Origin of the sequence: Caulobacter endophyticus (assembly GCF_029543245.1) — a bacterium.
Classification (GTDB): domain Bacteria; phylum Pseudomonadota; class Alphaproteobacteria; order Caulobacterales; family Caulobacteraceae; genus Caulobacter; species Caulobacter endophyticus_A.
Genome location: NZ_JARQWV010000001.1, coordinates 162470 through 178934, shown reverse-complemented (window position 1 = coordinate 178934; position 16465 = coordinate 162470). Strand labels below are relative to the sequence as shown.

Annotated in this window: 13 protein-coding genes; 7 read left to right on the top strand and 6 right to left on the bottom strand. The window is 68.8% G+C overall.

Annotated features, from left to right (window positions below; genetic code table 11):
• Positions 1-138 precede the first annotated feature (138 nt).
• The 4 genes from P7A99_RS00680 (at position 139) to P7A99_RS00665 (ending at position 3974) form a co-directional block, all read left to right on the top strand.
• Complete coding sequence (locus P7A99_RS00680) at positions 139-684, top strand: helix-turn-helix domain-containing protein (protein ID WP_277792032.1); 546 nt, start codon at positions 139-141, stop codon at positions 682-684.
• Positions 672-1949, top strand: a complete 1278-nt coding sequence (locus P7A99_RS00675; RefSeq protein WP_277792031.1) for a capsule biosynthesis protein — start codon at positions 672-674, stop codon at positions 1947-1949. The genes P7A99_RS00680 and P7A99_RS00675 overlap by 13 nt, the downstream gene beginning before the upstream one ends.
• A 74-nt stretch (positions 1950-2023) precedes the next feature.
• Positions 2024-3202 carry a glycosyltransferase family 4 protein gene (locus tag P7A99_RS00670; RefSeq protein WP_277792030.1) on the top strand — a complete coding sequence of 393 codons (1179 nt, stop codon included), beginning with the start codon at positions 2024-2026 and terminating at the stop codon, positions 3200-3202.
• Between the two features lie 55 nt (positions 3203-3257).
• Positions 3258-3974: a helix-turn-helix transcriptional regulator gene (locus P7A99_RS00665; protein WP_277792029.1), complete on the top strand. Its 717-nt coding sequence runs from the start codon at positions 3258-3260 to the stop codon at positions 3972-3974.
• 45 nt (positions 3975-4019) lie between these two features.
• On the opposite strand, the gene P7A99_RS00660 is transcribed toward P7A99_RS00665, so the two are convergent.
• The 4 genes from P7A99_RS00660 to P7A99_RS00645 all read right to left on the bottom strand — a co-directional run bounded on the left by P7A99_RS00660 (position 4020) and on the right by P7A99_RS00645 (position 8911).
• Positions 4020-5069 carry a calcium-binding protein gene (locus P7A99_RS00660; protein ID WP_277792028.1) on the bottom strand — a complete coding sequence of 350 codons (1050 nt, stop codon included), beginning with the start codon at positions 5067-5069 and terminating at the stop codon, positions 4020-4022.
• Positions 5070-5214: 145 nt separating this feature from the next.
• A complete protein-coding gene (locus P7A99_RS00655; protein ID WP_347276674.1) occupies positions 5215-5985 on the bottom strand; it encodes a prepilin peptidase in 771 nt (256 codons plus the stop codon).
• A 68-nt stretch (positions 5986-6053) separates the two neighbouring features.
• Positions 6054-6410 (bottom strand): hypothetical protein, encoded by a 357-nt coding sequence (locus P7A99_RS00650; protein ID WP_347276673.1) that lies wholly within the window; start codon positions 6408-6410, stop codon positions 6054-6056.
• A gap of 296 nt (positions 6411-6706) precedes the next feature.
• A complete protein-coding gene (locus P7A99_RS00645) occupies positions 6707-8911 on the bottom strand; it encodes a hypothetical protein (RefSeq protein ID WP_277792027.1) in 2205 nt (734 codons plus the stop codon).
• A 543-nt stretch (positions 8912-9454) separates the two neighbouring features.
• Between P7A99_RS00645 and P7A99_RS00640 the strand changes: the two genes are divergently transcribed.
• Positions 9455-10180 carry a FadR/GntR family transcriptional regulator gene (locus tag P7A99_RS00640; protein ID WP_277792026.1) on the top strand — a complete coding sequence of 242 codons (726 nt, stop codon included), beginning with the start codon at positions 9455-9457 and terminating at the stop codon, positions 10178-10180.
• Between the two features lie 25 nt (positions 10181-10205).
• On the opposite strand, the gene P7A99_RS00635 is transcribed toward P7A99_RS00640, so the two are convergent.
• Positions 10206-10937 carry an SDR family NAD(P)-dependent oxidoreductase gene (locus tag P7A99_RS00635; protein ID WP_277792025.1) on the bottom strand — a complete coding sequence of 244 codons (732 nt, stop codon included), beginning with the start codon at positions 10935-10937 and terminating at the stop codon, positions 10206-10208.
• 2 nt (positions 10938-10939) lie between these two features.
• The gene (dgoD, locus tag P7A99_RS00630) at positions 10940-12127 is read right to left on the bottom strand and encodes a galactonate dehydratase (RefSeq protein ID WP_277792024.1); all 1188 of its coding nucleotides are present in this window, start codon (positions 12125-12127) and stop codon (positions 10940-10942) included.
• A 335-nt stretch (positions 12128-12462) separates the two neighbouring features.
• On the opposite strand from dgoD, the gene P7A99_RS00625 reads away from it, so the two are divergent.
• A complete protein-coding gene (locus tag P7A99_RS00625; protein ID WP_277792023.1) occupies positions 12463-13899 on the top strand; it encodes a sugar porter family MFS transporter in 1437 nt (478 codons plus the stop codon).
• Between the two features lie 42 nt (positions 13900-13941).
• Positions 13942-16410: a beta-galactosidase gene (locus P7A99_RS00620; protein WP_277792022.1), complete on the top strand. Its 2469-nt coding sequence runs from the start codon at positions 13942-13944 to the stop codon at positions 16408-16410.
• The last annotated feature ends 55 nt before the right edge of the window (positions 16411-16465 follow it).

Here is a 16465-nt window from a genome sequence, read left to right as displayed (position 1 = left end):
CTTCGCTCCGCCATGCATTGTCATCCGTGTGCTGACCAGCTGCGCTGGCCACGCACGGGGCTTGGCTGGCGGGGCTGCGGGGGCTGGCCGCTATCCACCCTCTGTGAGGCGCGCCTGTCCGTTCGGGTGGTAGAAGCGATGGCGTACGAAGAAGTCCAAAGTCCGGTTCCGCCGGCAGGTCGCACCGGAACGTCGTCGACGTCACTGTTCAATACCGCATCCGCCGCCAGGGATCTGGTGCGGCGGGCCGAGTACGGCGTCGCCGCCGCCCTGCCGCGCCGGCTGGTCGACGAGGTGCTGGCCGAGGCGCTGGGCGTCTCGACGGAGGCCCTGCGGACCGCCTTCGCGAGGGTTCACGGCGAGTCGATCTATCGCGCGCTCCTGAAGCTGCGCGTCGAACTGGTCGACCTGACGCTAGCCTCCGATCCGGCGCTCAGTCCCCGGGCCGTCGCCCAGGTATGCGGCTTCGGATATTTCGGACGCTTCCATCAGATCTATCGCCGTAACACCGGCCGCTCTCCCGAGGTCGGCTCGACGCGCGACGTAGCCGATGGGGCGGCTTTGCAGCGAGCCCGAACGGCCGTGGCGGCCGCCGTCGGTCGGCTGTTCGAGGGCGTCGAGCCATTGGTGGTGGCGCCGGCCGAGGCGAGAGCGGTCGACGGGGCGTCGGCGTGTCGGCCGTGAGCGTGACCGGCTGCGGGGAAGGGCGCGTCGAGCGCCGGGAGATCCTCTTCCTGCAAGGGCCGCCTGGGCGTTTCTTCCATGATCTGGCCCTGGGACTGCGAGCTCGCGGTCACGGCGTTCATCGCGTCAACTTCAACGGCGGCGATCGACTGGACTGGCGGGGGAGGGCGGTCGACTACCGTGGTGGAGCCGGCGGCTGGCCTGGGTTTCTGGCCCGGCTCCTGATCGCGCGCGGCGTGACCGACGTGGTTCTGTTCGGCGACTGCCGCCCGATCCATCGCGCCGCGCGCGCGGTGGCCGGGGGCATGGGGCTGGCGGTCCACGTCTTCGAGGAAGGCTATATCCGTCCCGACTGGGTCACGCTCGAACGGGGCGGTGTCAACGGCTTCTCGGCGTTGCCTGCCGATCCGCAATGGTATCTCCAGGCCGTGCGTCACCTGGACCCGTGCCCGGACAGGCCGACCCTGCCTTCGGCTATCGGCCATCGCGGAAGAGCAGGGGTCGCCTACTATCTCGCGGCGTTTCTCGCTGCTCCGGCCTATCCCGGCTATCGCACGCATCGGCCCTGGCTGCCGGCGCTGGAGGCGCTGGGCTGGGTGCGGCAGGCGGTCGCGCGCCGACTGCTCCGGCGACGGGACCCGGCGCCGGGTCCGTCCTATTTCCTGCTGCCGCTGCAACTGGACTCCGACTATCAGCTGCGGACGCATTCCGACTTCGAAGGCATGCAGCCGGCCCTGGCGCAGGTCATCGTCTCGTTCGCTCGCCACGCGCCGCCGGACGCTCAACTGGCCGTAAAGCGCCACCCCCTGGACAACGGACTGCGCGACTGGCGCCGGCGCACCCTGGACTTCGCGCGCGCTCTGGGCGTGGCGGGCAGGGTCCTCTTCCTGGAGGCGGGCGACATCGACCCCCTGGTCGGCGGCGCTCGCGGGGTGGTGACGGTCAACAGCACGACCGGCGCCCTGGCTCTGGCGGCCGGCGTGCCCGTGGTCACCCTCGGCCGCGCGGTCTACGACATCCCTGGGCTGACGCATCAGGGCTCTCTCGACACCTTCTGGCGGACGCCGGAGCGTCCTGACCTGCGACTGTACGAGGCCTTCCGCCGCGTGCTGGCCGCCCGGTGCCTGCTCTGGGGCGGGTTCTACGCCAGCCAGACCCGTACGCTGCTGGTCGAGAGCGCCGCCGACCGCATTCTCGGCGGCGTGCATGTGGCCGCGGCAGGCGCGGACCTGCCGGCCGAGCCCTGCATGATGGCCGCGGAATGAGCGTCTTAGCCCCATCGGCCGCCGTCGCCCCGATCGGCGCTTCGTCCCGCGCCCCTGGGCCGGCGGAAGTGGTCATGGACATTTCCGGCCTGCTGTCGCGGTGGCGGCAGGCTACGCCGACGGGGATAGACCGGGTCGAGATGGCCTATGCCCAGGCCCTGATCGAGCGGGACCCCGAACGGTTGGCGTTCGGCGGGCTTCGTCCCGGCGGAGGCTATGCGCGGTTCCCGACCGCTGTCGTTCGCGACTACCTGGAGGCCACGCAGGAGATGTGGGCGCTGGGCGAGGGCGGCGACGGGGCGCGGCGTGGGCGCCTGGCGTTCCTGGCGATGCTCGACATTCGTCCGACGCCCGGCGGGGCGGGGCGACGGCCGCGGGCCTATCTGCACCTGTCGCCGCGAGGGCTGGAGCGACTGCGCGCCTACGAAGCGGCGCTGAAGCGCGAACACGCGCGGATGGTCACCTTCGTCCATGACCTGATCCCGCTGGAGCATCCCGAGTTCGTGCGCGAGGGCGGGGCGGCGCTGTTTCGCCGCAAGCTGGAGACCCTCGCCAAGCTCTCAGACGGCGTGCTGGTCAACTCCCAGGCGACGGCGACGGCCACCAGCGCTCACCTGGCCCGGCTCGGTCGCCAGACGATGCTGAGGATCGCTCCGCTGGGTGTGCCGTCGCTTGCTCCGGCCGGAAGGCGCGGCCGGCGCGAAAAGCCCTATTTCGTGGTGCTGGGTACGATCGAACCCCGCAAGAACCATCTGCTGCTGCTCAACATCTGGCGGCGCTGGGTCGAGCAGGAAGGGGCGGAGGCTGCGCCCGACCTCGTCGTCGTCGGCCGGAGGGGCTGGGAGAACGAGAACATCCTCGATCTGCTCGACCGCAGTCCCGTCCTCGGCCGTGTCGTCGACGAGCGCGGCGGATTGGGCGACGTGGCGACGCGGTCGCTGGTGGCTGGCGCACGGGCCGTCCTCTGTCCGTCGTTCGCCGAGGGTTACGGCCTGGCCGTGGCCGAGGCGCTGCAACTGGGTACGCCTGTCATCGCCAGCGACATCGCCGCACACCGCGAGGTCGGCGGTGCGGCGCCCGATTATCTCGATCCCCTGGACGGCCCCGCCTGGGCGCGAGCCCTTCGGGATTACGCCCAACCCGACTCCCCGCGCCGACGCGCCCAGCAGGCGCGCCTTGCCGATTGGAAGGGCGCGGGGTGGACCGAGCATTTCCAGATCGCCTTTCAGCTCATCGAGGACGTCGTCCGATGAGCGCCGTTTCGACGACCCTTCGCGAGGTCTCGCCATGTCTCTAGCCGCCCTCGAGTTGAATCGAGTCCCCGCTGTGGAAGAGGGGGTGGGCTTTCGCGCCGCCGTGCTCGGCGAGCGGGAAACCGGGGGGCTGGATCAGCGGCTGCGGAAGCTGGCCCAAGGCCACGGCTTCTACAGCGGCCTCTATCTCCATCTGGGCCATGCGCCGGTGGGGGAAGGCCAGGATCGCGTACCGCCGTCGCGGCTGATCGCTTCCTCGCCGGTCGCGCTGAGGCAGTACGGTGCGGCCCTGGCCAGCGGCAGCGTCGCGCGGCGGGCCGCTACGGCCCATCGCCCGTTCGCCTGGACCAGCGTCGAGGAGCGCCTGCCAGGCCTGACCGGGCGCCATGTGGGACTGTCGGTTCCCGTGCAGGATCACGCCGCGGGGCCAGGTCTTGTGGCCCTCATCGGCCAGGATCTCGACCTCGCCCGGGCGCTGGCTTCCAGCGCCGCCGGGGCGCTGATGCTGGCGGCGGCCGACCTGCATCAGGCCGCCCTGGCCGGCATGCGCCCGGCAGCGACCGCGGGTGGGGCGCTGACCGTGAGGGAGATCGAGTGCCTGAGGCTGGCGGCAGTGGGGCGTACCGTAGCCGACAGCGCGACCATTCTGGGCATCACCGGCCGCACCGTCGAGTTTCACCTGAAGAACGTCACCGAGAAGCTTCGGGCCGCCAACAAGATCCACGCTGTCGCCATCGCCGTGAGCCACGGCCTGGTCAGCTTGCGCGCTTGAATGGGGAGTACGCCGTCGCCCTGGGCGGGCGACGGCGAGCCGGGCCTAGTGGAAGTCGCCCGAGACGACGAACTGGAAGTTGTCGACCACGAACTGCGAGCCGTTGACGTCGTCGAACGGGCTGTAGTCGCCGGTCGTGGAGACGCGGTCGATAACCAGGGTGTCGATGAGGCCCCAGTCGGCGTCGACGATGGTCGGCACGCCATAGGTGATGGTGGCCGTGATCGTGCCCACCTCGAAACCGTCGATGTAGCCCTTGAAGGTCACGACCTGCTGGGCGTCGGCGGCGGAAGCGATCTGGACCTTGTCGAAGATGAAGTCCGAGCCGTCGGCGCGGGTGATGACCAGCGGATCGGCGGCGAAGGGGTTGTAGGCGCCGATCTGGCCGTCGATCGCCGTAGCGTAGCCCGAGACGGGGAAGTCGTCCTTGTTCACGGCGTTCAATTCCACGCCGGGCAGGCTGAAGTTGAAGCCATGATAGCCGTCGAGAATGACCGGTTCGGACGAGGGGTCGATGTCCTCGAACGTCAGGGTCACGGCTTCGGTCGGCTTGGGCGCGAAGCGAACGTCGTCCGCGGTCAGGTGCGCGGCGCTGTCGGTATTGATCAGGACATACCCGCTGGCCGAGGGATTGGCCGCATCGTTGACCTTGTAGAGCTGGTTCGTCGCGCCGCCGACCGTGCCGACGAAGTCGAGGGTGGAGCCGGCCGAGAAGCCGTGCAGCACCAGGACGTCCTGCTCCACGCCGGCGTCGCTGTTGCCAGCGCCCTTGAAGCCCAGGATCACGTCGGGCAGCAGCGCCGAGCCGGTGAGGTCGCCGGCATGGAACACGAAGGTGTCGTTGCCGGCGCCGCCGTCGACGATGTCCATGCCCGAGCCGCCACGGATCACGTCGGCGCCGTCCTGGCCAAGGATGATGTCGGCGCCGCCCCGGCCGTCCAGGTGGTCGTCACCCGCGCCGCCCTGGATCAGGTTGAAGCCGGCCGAGCCGATGACGGTGTCGTTGCCCGCTTGCGCGTTATAGATAATCGACGGCGTCAGGGTGGTTCCCAGAATGACCTGATCGTCGCCGGCAGTGCCGTTCCCATAGCTCATGGCGTATTTCCTGAAATAGCCGCAAGCCCCTTAGCCCGAGTTTCAGTACATTAAACGATCTGCTCTCAGAAGGGTGGGAAGTGAGAAATTTTCTTCACAAAACCATAGTGATTTCTTTTTGACGATTGCTGACGTTCTCAAGCATCTAAAGCCCCCGAGACAGGTATGGCGTCGTGTTGAAGATCCAGGTCAGCCAGGCTCCGGCGGCAAGGAATGTTCCGAAGGGCAGGGGTTCGGTCACGAGCAGTCGTCGACCTCTGCGCACGGCCAGGAAGAGCGCGGTCGCCAGACCCAGGCCGCACGCCCACAGCAGCACGGCCGGCAGGCCTTCCCATCCGACCCAGACGCCGATCGCGCCTAGCAGGAACGGGTCGCCCCCGCCCAGGCCTTCCCGATGGCGAAATCTCCTGTAGGCCCAGCCGACCAGCGCCAGGGCCCCGTAACCGACGGCGGCGCCGATCAACGGTTCCAGCGGCGAGGCGATCCCCAGCCTGATCACGACCAGCCAGCCGGTGATCCCTAGCGGCAGGGTGAGCACGTCCGGCAGCCACAGGTTCTCGGCGTCGACGATGGCGACGGCCAGTAGGAACCAGCCGAAGAAGGCGGTGGCCAGGATCATCGCGCCGGTCTGGGTGAGCACGCCGCCGAGAGCGATCACCAGGCAGCCGGCCTCGATGAGCGGATAACGGAGCGGAATGGACGCGCGGCAGGTGCGGCATCGCCCCCTCGTGACCAGGAAGCTGACGAGCGGCGCCAGATCCGGAAGGCTCAGTCTGCGCTGGCAGCCGCCGCACGCCGAGCGGACGACGATCCACGGCCGCCCCGCAGGCAAGCGCAGGGTCAGCAGGCCGATGAAGCTTCCGACGAAGGGCGCGGCCATCAGGGCGGCGACAATCCAGGGCAGGCTGGTCGGCAAGAGCTTCGATCCTCGTGCGGCGGGCCAGCTTGAGAGCTTTTCGTGACAACCGTAGTGGATCGGCAAGGCTAGCGCGTCAGGCGCGCGTCGCCCCATACGACCGCCGGAGGAGCGGCCTTTCCCTCCGATACGGCGACGAGCTCGAGCGTTTTCAACCCTCCGATCGAGGCCTTGAAGCCCATGGCGTGCAGGCGGTCGACGAAGGGCTTGAACGAGGCCTCGCCGCCGTCCTTGGGCGCAGCGCTGGGAAACAGCGCGGTGCGGATCTCCAGGCGTCCGTCCGAGGCCCGGCGCTTGAGCCACCAGCCGTCGTCGAGATTGACATAGCGGTAGCCGAGCCTCGCCAGGCCCGTGTCGCGCAGGGCCTGGGCCGATCCCATCACCTTGGCTTCGTCCACCTCGGTCCGGAAGGCGTTCCAGCCCATGGGCGGGGTGGAGGCCGCACCGACCCGCGGCGCGGTCCAGCGGCCGGTCGGCTGCAGGCCGTCCTCCGCGAAGGCCAGGTGGTGGCAAGAGCGGCCGTGGAGGCGATCAGGAGTTTGCGCAACATGCTTCAGGCCTTGGGTTTGGCGCGAAAATCATAGTCGCCCGAGCCCGCCTTCACGGTGATCCGGCCATCTTCCCGGATGTCGCCATCGAGCGGCGGGTGAAGCCCGAGATGCCCATGTTGAAGGCCGCGGCGGCGGGCCGCTGCTCGGGCTTCGTCCTGGGGCGTCGCGCATCAGTCGCGCCGGGAGCGTCGAGCCCCCTTGTGGGCTGCGTAGATCGGGGTCTGGCGGGGAAGGGCGCGGGCCGGGCGGGGCGCGGGCCCGCCGACCGGGGCGATCGCCAGTTCGCCGAACCAAGGCGTACTGAGGCGCGAGCGCTCGGCGCCGACCAGCAGTCCGGCCATGCCCTTGCCGTAAAGCCTGTTCTCGGCGCTCAAAACCACCTGATCGTTGACGAGGCCGGTGATCCTGCTGCCTTCGAACCGTAGCGAAAGCTTGATCCACCGCCCGGGTGCGACGCCGGCCAGCATCGTGTCGCCCAGAACCAATTCGCCGCCTTCGCCGTCGAACTTGCCGGCCTTGATCTGGGCCTGCTGCTCGGCGTCGCCGATCAGGGCCTTGGGATCCTTCTTGCCGCGAATGGCGACCAGTCGGCAGCGGCCGTCGTGGGCCAGTTCCAGGAAATATCCCTTCGGGATGAAGCCGTAGCCCGTACCGACGTGGTTGATCCGGCCCATGACCGCGGCGGTGTCGCGCGGGTTCAGCCAGACCTTGGTCGACACCTCGTAGTCGCCCCACGCCGCGTCGCCGAGGATGGTGTAGGGCCGCCAGTCCGGGGCCCAGGAGATGGTCGGGACCGGGACCACCTGGCGCAGGCAGCGCCCCTTGCCGTCGGGGCGCTCGGCCAACTCGAAGGCGCCGGCGATATCGGCGGTGTAGCGCGGCAGCCAGCCGTGAGCGGCGGGGGAGGCGTAGGTCTCGAAGGTCTCACGGTAGGGGAAAGGGAAGGGCGCGGGCTTGGGGATCGCCTCGAAGCTTCCCTTCTGCTGTCCGCGCGTGGTCGACAGCGAATAGATCGCGTGAGGCTCGACGGTCAGGCTCACCACGCCGTCGACGGGTATCAGGTCGGCCAAGCGAATGAACTGCTCGGCCTCCGTGCTGCGCCAGGTGCAGAGCGGTTTGGGCGACAGGCCCTCGCCGATCTCGATCCGGACGGTCTGGGCCTGGGTCGCGCCCTGGGTCTCGACGATGAGGCTGTAGTCGGCGCCTGGCGACTTCAAGGTCGCGTAGGAGCCGCCCCCGGGCAGCATGCCGCTGCCGCCGTCGAGGTAGGTCCAGCCGATCTCGGTGAACTGCCCGTAGTGGGCGTAGCCCCACAGCGCCTCGCGCACCCGGTAGTGGCCGCTCCACGGCTCGTGGGCTAGCACCGTGGCCGGGTCCTCCGAATAGGGCTCGAGCGGATAGAGGCCGGCGATGTCGTACCAGTTCACGACCTTGGTCGCGCCGCTGAGGATCCAGTTGTGGTTGAAGGCGCGGACGATGCCGATCGCGCAGTCGAAGCCCTTCAGATAGACGTGGTCCTCGGTGTTCCAGATCGGCTTGCCCATCGCCTTGGCCATCGCCTGCTGCTCGGCGGTGGCGTGGGCGTTGGCGTAGACGACGTGGGCGCTGATGATGTCGATCGCGTCGCGCAGTTCGGCGTCGGTCGTCATGTCCTTGACGAAGTCGAGCTTGTCCTTGGGCCAGTTGTCGAAGGCGTGGACCTTCACCTTGGAGAAGCCCTTGGCGTTCAATGTGCGACGCAGGGCTTTTACGAAGGCGTAGTCCTGGCCCTTTTCGTTGCGGCAGCCGATGGCGTCCAGTTCCAGCCCGTAGGCGCCGCGCAGGCCCTCCAGCCATTTGACATAGTAGTCGACGGCGTCCTGGGACCAGAACTTGCCGCCGCCGATCCAGCCCGGAGCGCTCCAGGCCGTGGCGTCCAGCGACAGGGCCGGATTGCGCTTCTTGGCCTCCTGCAGGACCCACCAGATGTAGCCGCGCTCGTAGCTCAGGTCCTCGCGCGTGTGCATGTGGCTGGGCATCGACCCCTGGGTTGAGTTGCCGTCGCCCGGGATCTCGGCCAGCAGGGCGCTGACTGAGGCGCCGAACTTGGGCTTGTAGAGCAGGTCGAGGATCTGGCTGCGCTGGGGCTCGGGATAGTCCTTCAGCAGCACGGACGTGGCGCCGCCGCCGTTGACCACGCCGATGCCGTCGAACCGCGCGCCGCCGGAGTCGCCGCGCAGCCTGATCGCATGGTGCTCGGCCGGCTGGGCCAGGGCGCGGCTCAACGGCGCCAGGCACAGCAGCGAACCGGCCGCCAGCAGGTGCCGGCGGCGCGACGGGTCGAAATCGCTGCGCCGATCAACGGCCGCTTGGCCGCGCGCGCTCACGCGCTCCATCGTTCCCTCTCCCAATTCTTATGTCGTGAACGCCGAGCTGGCTCGATGTTCGCCGGTCTCCATCGGCGTTGATCGCGATGGTGCATCCCGAGGGTTTCGCGCGGCGCGGGCCGTGAAAAACCGTCTCGTCCCTGAGGGTGTATGACCAGCTTATTGCACGCCCGAAATGAGTGGGCAAGTTATTCATAAGACAAATGCTATTGTTGTCCAAAGTCTCAAGTTGTGAGGAAAAACAGTGGTATAGCGCTGTCATTTTCAGCGATATCCGAGAGGCTGAACCCCACCTTCAGTGGGCGGGTAGGCGATCGCAGGATGCGAAACCGGCGAATTTCTGGAGCGCTGGAGATGTAGTGGTATGACCAATAAGCCTATCTCGAAACCTGCTCGCAGGCCCGCAGGCGGGCGCTTGATCGGGCTTCGGGTTTCATTCCCTCTGGCGGAGCGCCCGGAGTGGTGTTCGGCTTGGGCCAAGAATGCTGAAAGCCGCTCCGCGGGCGGCTAGAAAGAAGCAAGCCGCCAGTCGGGAGCGCAGAGATTCGGACCATGCGGACAGCGACCCCCCACAAGAGCATCACCGACACCATCGTCCAGGATCTGGGCGCGGCGATCGTGACGGGGCGTTACCAGGGTGTGGCGTTCCCGACCGAACAGGAACTGTCCGAAAAGTATGGTGCGGCCCGCACCGTTACCCGCGAGGCCGTGAAGATGCTGGTCTCCAAGGGACTGTTGTCGTCCCGTCGCCGCCGCGGCACGATCGTCGAGAACGAGGACAACTGGAACCTGCTCGATCCGGACGTCATGCGCTGGATGCTGCAGCGCGAGTTCTCTCTCGACCTGCTGATCGAGTTCACCGAGATCCGCCTGAGCATAGAGCCCGGCGCGGCGGCCCTGGCGGCAAAGCGCGCCAGCGGCGAGGAGCGGGCGGCCATCGACCATGCGGTCAGGCGCATGTTCGCCGCGGACCAGGGACAGGACGATCCGCTCCTGTCGGACATCGCCTTCCATGTCGCGGTGCTGCGCGCCAGCGGCAACCGCTTCTATCGCCAGCACTGCGAGATGATCGACACGGCGCTGCGCTTCAGCATCCGCAAGACCAACGACCTGAAGGGCGTGCGCTTCGCCAGCGCTGAGGATCACAAGCGCGTCGCCGACGCCATCCTGGCCGGCCATGTGCGCGAGGCCGAGGCCCGCATGCGCGACCTCATCGGTGGCGCGCTCGACCTGATGCAGCGAAGCCGTGACGAGGAACTGCGCCGCGAGCGACGCTGAGGCTGCAGGGCAGGGCGGCGAGCGCCTAGAGCTTGGCCAGCCGGCCGCCGTCCGCGACCAGTTCCGCGCCGGTGACGAAGCGGGCTTCGTCGCTGAGCGCGAAGGCCACGAGCGCGGCGATATCCTCCGGCTGGCCGACATCCTGCGGATCGAGGACCTCGAGGCCCGACTTGATGTTCGGACTGTCGCGCAGCATCGGCGTGTCCACCGCGCCGGGCAGGACGCAGTTGGCGCGGATGCCGCAGGCGCGCCCCTCGATCGCCGCCGTGCGGGCCAGCGAGGTCAGGGCCGCCTTGGCCGCCGCATAGGGCCCGACCAGGGCCGAGGTCTGGCGGGCGTGGATGCTGGAGACATAGACCAGGCTGCCGCCGCCCTCCATGTGGTTGAAGGCTTGTCGCGTGAAATGGGCCGCGGCGTAGAAGTTCACCGCCATGATCCGCTCCCAGTCCTGGCCGGTGAGCGCGTCGAGGCCCTTGTAGATCATGGCGCCGGCGACGCTGACCACGCCGTCGACGCGGCCGAAGCGGTGGATGGCCGCCTCGAAGGCGGCCGCAGCCTCGGTCTCGACGCTGACGTCCTGCGCGCGAACCAGCAGCCGGTCGGGAGAGGCGAGGGTCGCCTGCGCCGCAGCCAGCGCCCCGGCGTCCCGATCGATCAGCACTAGGTTGGCGCCCTCGTCGTGCAGGCGTTGCGCGCAGGCCTGGCCGATGCCGCCGCCGGCGCCGGTGACGATGATGGTCTTGCCGTCGAAGCGCATGGTCACCACTCTCGCAGGCCGCCGTCGGGGCCGCGCCAGGCCGGATTGCGCCAGGCGGGCGCGTCACGGCTGAGGCGTCGGACCTTCTCCTCGTCGATCTCGACGCCCAGGCCAGGCCCGGCGAACGCCTCGACCGTCCCATCCTTCACAGCGAAGATTTCGGGGTTGAGCATGTAGGACAGAAGATCGTGGCCGTCGGTGTTGTAGTGGATGCCCAGCGACATCTCCTGGATCACGAAGTTGGGCGTCGTCAGCGCCAGCTGCATGCAGGCGGCCAGGGCGATGGGGCCCAGCGGGCAATGCGGGGCGATGGCCACGTCATAGGCTTCGGCCATGGCCGCGATCCGGCGAACCTCGGAAATTCCGCCGGCATGGCTGAGATCGGGCTGGAGGATGTCGATCGAGGCCGAGGTCAGGAACGGCTTGACGTCCCAGCGGCTGTAGAGCCGCTCGCCCAGCGCGACGGGCACGGCGGTCTGCTGGCTGAGTTGGGCGATGGCCTCGGGGTGCTCGCTGAGCAGCGGCTCCTCGACGAACAGAGGGCCCAGCGGCTCTAGGGCCTTCACCAGTTGCCGGGCCATCGGCTTGTGCACCCGGCCATGAAAATCGACGCCGGCGTCCAGGCCCTCGGCGCGCACGGCCGCGAGGCGGTCGACCGAAGCGGCGAGGGCGCCGGGGCTGTCCAGCCAGCCCAGGTCCTCGACGCCGTTCATCTTGACGGCCTTGAAGCCCTGCGCCTTGCGCACGCGCGCGGCCTCGACGACCTCGCTGGGGCGGTCGCCGCCGATCCAGGCGTAGACCGGGATCCGATCGCGGACGCGCCCGCCCAGCAGTTGGTGCACCGGGACCTTCAAGGCCTTGCCCTTGAGGTCCCACAGCGCCTGGTCCAGGCCCGACAGCGCCGACATCAGCACCGGGCCGCCGCGATAGAAGCCGAGGCGATAGGCGGTCTGCCAGATGTCCTCGATGCGGTCCGGGTCAGCGCCGATGAAGCGGTCGCGCAGCGAGGCGAAGGCGCCCTCGACGGCTTCGCTGTGGCCTTCGAGCGAGGCCTCGCCCCAGCCGACCAAGCCGTCCTCGGTCTCGACGCGCACGAACAGCCAGCGGGGCGGCGCGGGGAAGGTCTCGATGGTCTTGATGGCGGCGCCCGGCGTCGCTTGCGCCGTGGCGTGTGCTGGGTCTTGGAACATGAACGTCCTCGCAGGGCGGCGCGAGAATGCGCCGGATCCCCTTGTCGTTGCTTTGAATGGCGACCCGCGCCAGCCTCTGTCAAGAATATATATTACAAATGAGGTCGGTGAGAAATGCGGGAGATCAGCGTGGCGGTGGGGAGAGGCCAGATGGGCTGAGCCGAAGCCAGGCTGTAGGGCGCCGCATTGCCTGAGGTTGGTCGGCGGAGAGCGTCGTCAGTGAAAATAAGTAATACAAATGAGTTGACGGCGAAGCGGCCTCGCGGATTATGGCCGCGAAAGGCGGGCCCGTCGCGACTCCGAGGGTACACGCCGAAACAAGGGGGCGCGTACGGATGCACACGATGTCGAGCGGCCAGGATGAGCAGGTTGTTTCCGGCCATCTGAACCTCGCCTACATCTGGACGATCTCGAGCGTGGCGGCGCTGGGCGGACTGCTGTTCGGCTACGACTGGGTGGTGGTCGGGGGCTCCAAGCCGTTCTACGAACCCTATTTCCACCTCACCAGCGAGGCCCAGGTCGGCTGGGCCAACAGTTGCTCGCTGCTGGGCTGCCTGCTGGGCTCGGTGTTCAGCGGCCTGGTCAGCGACCGGATCGGCCGCAAGAAGCTGCTGATCATCGCCGCGGTCCTGTTCGGCGTATCGTCGATCCTGACCGGCTGGGCGCAGGGGTTCTCGACCTTCGTGCTCTGGCGGATCGTCGGCGGGGTGGCCATCGGCGTCGCCTCCAACATCTCGCCGACCTATATCGCCGAGATCAGCCCCGCCGCCTGGCGCGGCCGGCTGGTCACCCTCAATCAGCTGACCCTGGTGGTCGGGATCCTGGCCGCGCAGGTGGTCAACATGCTGATCGCAGGCGACGTCGGCGGCGCCATGGGCCACGCGGCCATCCGCGACACCTGGCAGGGGCAGTACGGCTGGCGCTGGATGTTCACGGCCGTGGCCGTTCCCTCGGTGATCTTCTTCTTCTGCGCCTTCCTGGTGCCGGAAAGCCCGCGCTGGCTGCTGAAGGCCGGACGCCGCGCCCGCGCCCTGGCCGTGCTGCGTAAGATCGGCGGCGAGGCCTATGCGCGCGAGGCGCTCGCCGAGATCGAGGCGGGCCTGGAGCGCGAGCGCGCCGAGACGGGCTCGGCCAACGAACTGCTCACGCCGGCCGTGCTGGGCGTGCTGCTGACCGGCGTCGGCCTGGCCGTCCTGCAACAGTGGAGCGGCACCAACGTCATCTTCAACTATGCCGAGGAGATCTATCGCGGCGCGGGCTACGACCTTGGCGGGGTGATGTTCAACATCGTCATCACCGGTGCGATCAACCTGGCCTTCACCCTGGTGGCGACCGCCACGGTCGACCGGCTGGGACGGCGCACCCTGATGCTGTGGGGCGCGGCGGCGATCGCGCTGATGCACGGCCTGCTGGGCGCGGCCTTCTTCCTGGGCATCCAGGGACCCGTCGTGCTGCTGCTGACCCTGGGCGTCATCGCCGCCTACGCCATGTCTCTGGCGCCGGTGACCTGGGTGCTGCTGTCGGAGATCTTTCCCAACCGTGTCCGCGGGGCGGCGATGTCGATCGCAGTCTCGGCCCTTTGGATCGCCTGCTTCGTGGTCACCTTCACATTCCCGATCCTCAACCAGCGCCTGGGCGCGGCGGGGACCTTCTGGTCCTACGGCCTCGTCTGCCTGGCGGGCTTCATCTTCATCGCGCTGCGCGTGCCCGAGACCAAGGGGCGAACCCTGGAGGAGATCGAGGCCGGGCTGTCACGCCGCCGCGACCGCTGATCCGCCGAAGCGCCAAGAACACACACCATCAGGAAACGAGCCATGTCCCTTCGCATCCGGACCCGCGCCCTGGCCACGGCCTCGGCGTTCGCAGCGGCGATCGCGGCCCAGGCCGCAGACCTGACGGTGGACGCGACCCGCCCGCCCGCCGCGGTGCGCTCCGAGCACCTGCGCATGGGCGCCGCCACCGCGCCCGACGGCCAGACGCTGGGCGTCAACAACCGCTACCTGACGCGCAACGGCCAGCCCTGGATGCCGGTCATGGGCGAGTTCCACTACACGCGCTATCCGCCCGAGCACTGGGGCGCCGAGCTGGCCAAGATGAAGGCCCAGGGCGTCGACATCGTGGCCACCTACATCATCTGGAACCACCACGAGGAGCGCGCCGGCCAGTTCAACTGGGCAGGCGATCGTGACCTCAAGCGGTTCGTCGAGCTGGCCAGGGCCAACGGCCTGTTGGTGGTGATCCGCATCGGCCCCTGGGCGCATGGCGAGGTGCGCTGGGGCGGCACGCCCGACTGGGTGGTCAACGCCATGCCCACCCGGCGCGACGACCCGGTCTACCTGACCTACGTCGAGCGCTACTGGCGCGAGATCTACAGGCAGGTCGAGGGCCAGCTCTGGAAGGATGGCGGCCCGGTCATCGGGGTCCAGCTGGAGAACGAGTACAACATCGGCGGGCCGGGCGCGGGGGCCGGGCATATCGCCACCCTCAAGACCCTGGCCCGCAAGATCGGCTTCGACGCGCCGCTCTACACGGTGACCGGCTGGGACAACGCGGTCTATCCCAAGGGCGAGGTCATTCCCGTCTTCGGCGGCTATGCCGACGAGCCGTGGAGCGCCAGGCAGGGCCGCCTTCCGCCCAAGGAGGTCTACGCCTTCCGCTTCGATAGCCGGGTCGGCGGGGATCTCGGTGCGCAGACGGCCTCGCGCAACGCCGGCACGATCGAGAGCGACATGGACAACACGCCGTTCCTGGGCGCGGAGTTCGGCGGCGGCGTGCCGATCATGTATCGCCGCCGGCCCCATCTGTCGCCCGACGACGTGGCGGCCATGCTGCCCGTGCAACTGGGCTCGGGCGCCAATCTCTACGGCTACTACATGTTCCACGGCGGCCGGAATCCGCAGGGCCACACCACCTTGGAGGAGGACGACCGCCAGGGCGGATACAACGGCATGCCGATCATCAACTACGACTTCCAGGCGCCCCTGGGTCAGTACGGTCAGGTCCATCCCGTCGCCGACGCGGTGCGGCCCTATCACCTGTTCATGAAAACGTTCGGGGCCCGGCTCGCGCCGATGGAGGTGCAGCGGCCCGCCGTCAGGCTGAGCGGCCGCGACGACGTCGCCACGCCGCGCTGGTCGGTGCGCAGTCAGGGCGACCGGGGCTTCGTCTTCTTCAACAACCACGTGCGGCAGTTCGAGACCCCGGTCCAGGCCAAGACCCGCTTCGAGGTCAAGCTGCCGGGCGGCGCGGTCACCTTCCCGAGCCGCCCGGTCGACATCCCAGCCGGCGCCTACTTCGTCTGGCCGATCAATCTGGATCTCGCCGGCGCCAACCTGGCCTGGGCCAGCGCCCAGCCGCTGACCCGCCTCGAAGACGCCGACGGGCCCGTCTACGTCTTTTCGGCCACCAAGGGCGTGCCGGTGGAGATGGCCTTCTCGGCCGATGTCGAGGTCAGGCTGAACAGCAAGCGTCTGAAGGCCGCCGGCGGCCGCGTGGTGACCCCGACTTTGACGCCCGAGGGCGTGCGCGAGCTCGCTGTCAGCGGACCGGGCGGCAAGCGGGTGCGGATCGTGCTGATCAGCGCCGAGCAGGCCAGGCAGGCCTATGTGCTGCCGTTCGGCGGCAAGGATCGGCTGGTGCTCAGCGAGGACCCGATCTTTGCGGACGGCGCTGGATGGTCGGTACGTTCCAAGGCCGATGCGGGCTTCCGCCTGGCGGTGTTGCCCGCGCTCGACACTGCGCCCGGGGCCAGCCTGCCGCTGCGCCGCGCCAAGCCGCAGGGTCCCTTCCAGGTGTTCGAGGCCAGGGCTTCCGCCAGGACGCTGACCGCCGAGATCAAGCCGCTGCGCGAAGCCCAGGCGTTGCCGCCCCCCGAGATCGGCGGCCGCGCCAAGACGGTGCTCCAGCCCTATGCCGAGCAATATGGCCGCTCAGGCGCGTGGACACTGAGCCTGCCCAAGGACGCGCTCGAGGGGCTGAGCGAAGCCTGGCTCGAGATCGACTATGCCGGCGACGTGGCGCGACTGTTCGACGGCGTCGAGATGCTCGACGACCAGTTCTACTACGGGCCCAGGTGGGAGCTGGGGCTCAGTCGTTTCGGCGGCCGTCTTGACCGGGACTGGACGCTGACGGTCCTGCCCCTGCGCGCCGACAATCCGCTCTACATCCAGCCCGAAGTGAAGGCGGCGATCCCGGCGGGGGGGCAGGTGGGCGAGGTGAGGGGCGTGCGCATCGTTCCGGAATACGAGCTGCGGCTCACCGCCTCCGGGAAGATCGATCGATGAGCGCAGGCGAGGGCGTGCGGGTTCTGGCGCCGACCGACCGGCCCGCCTAGCTTGC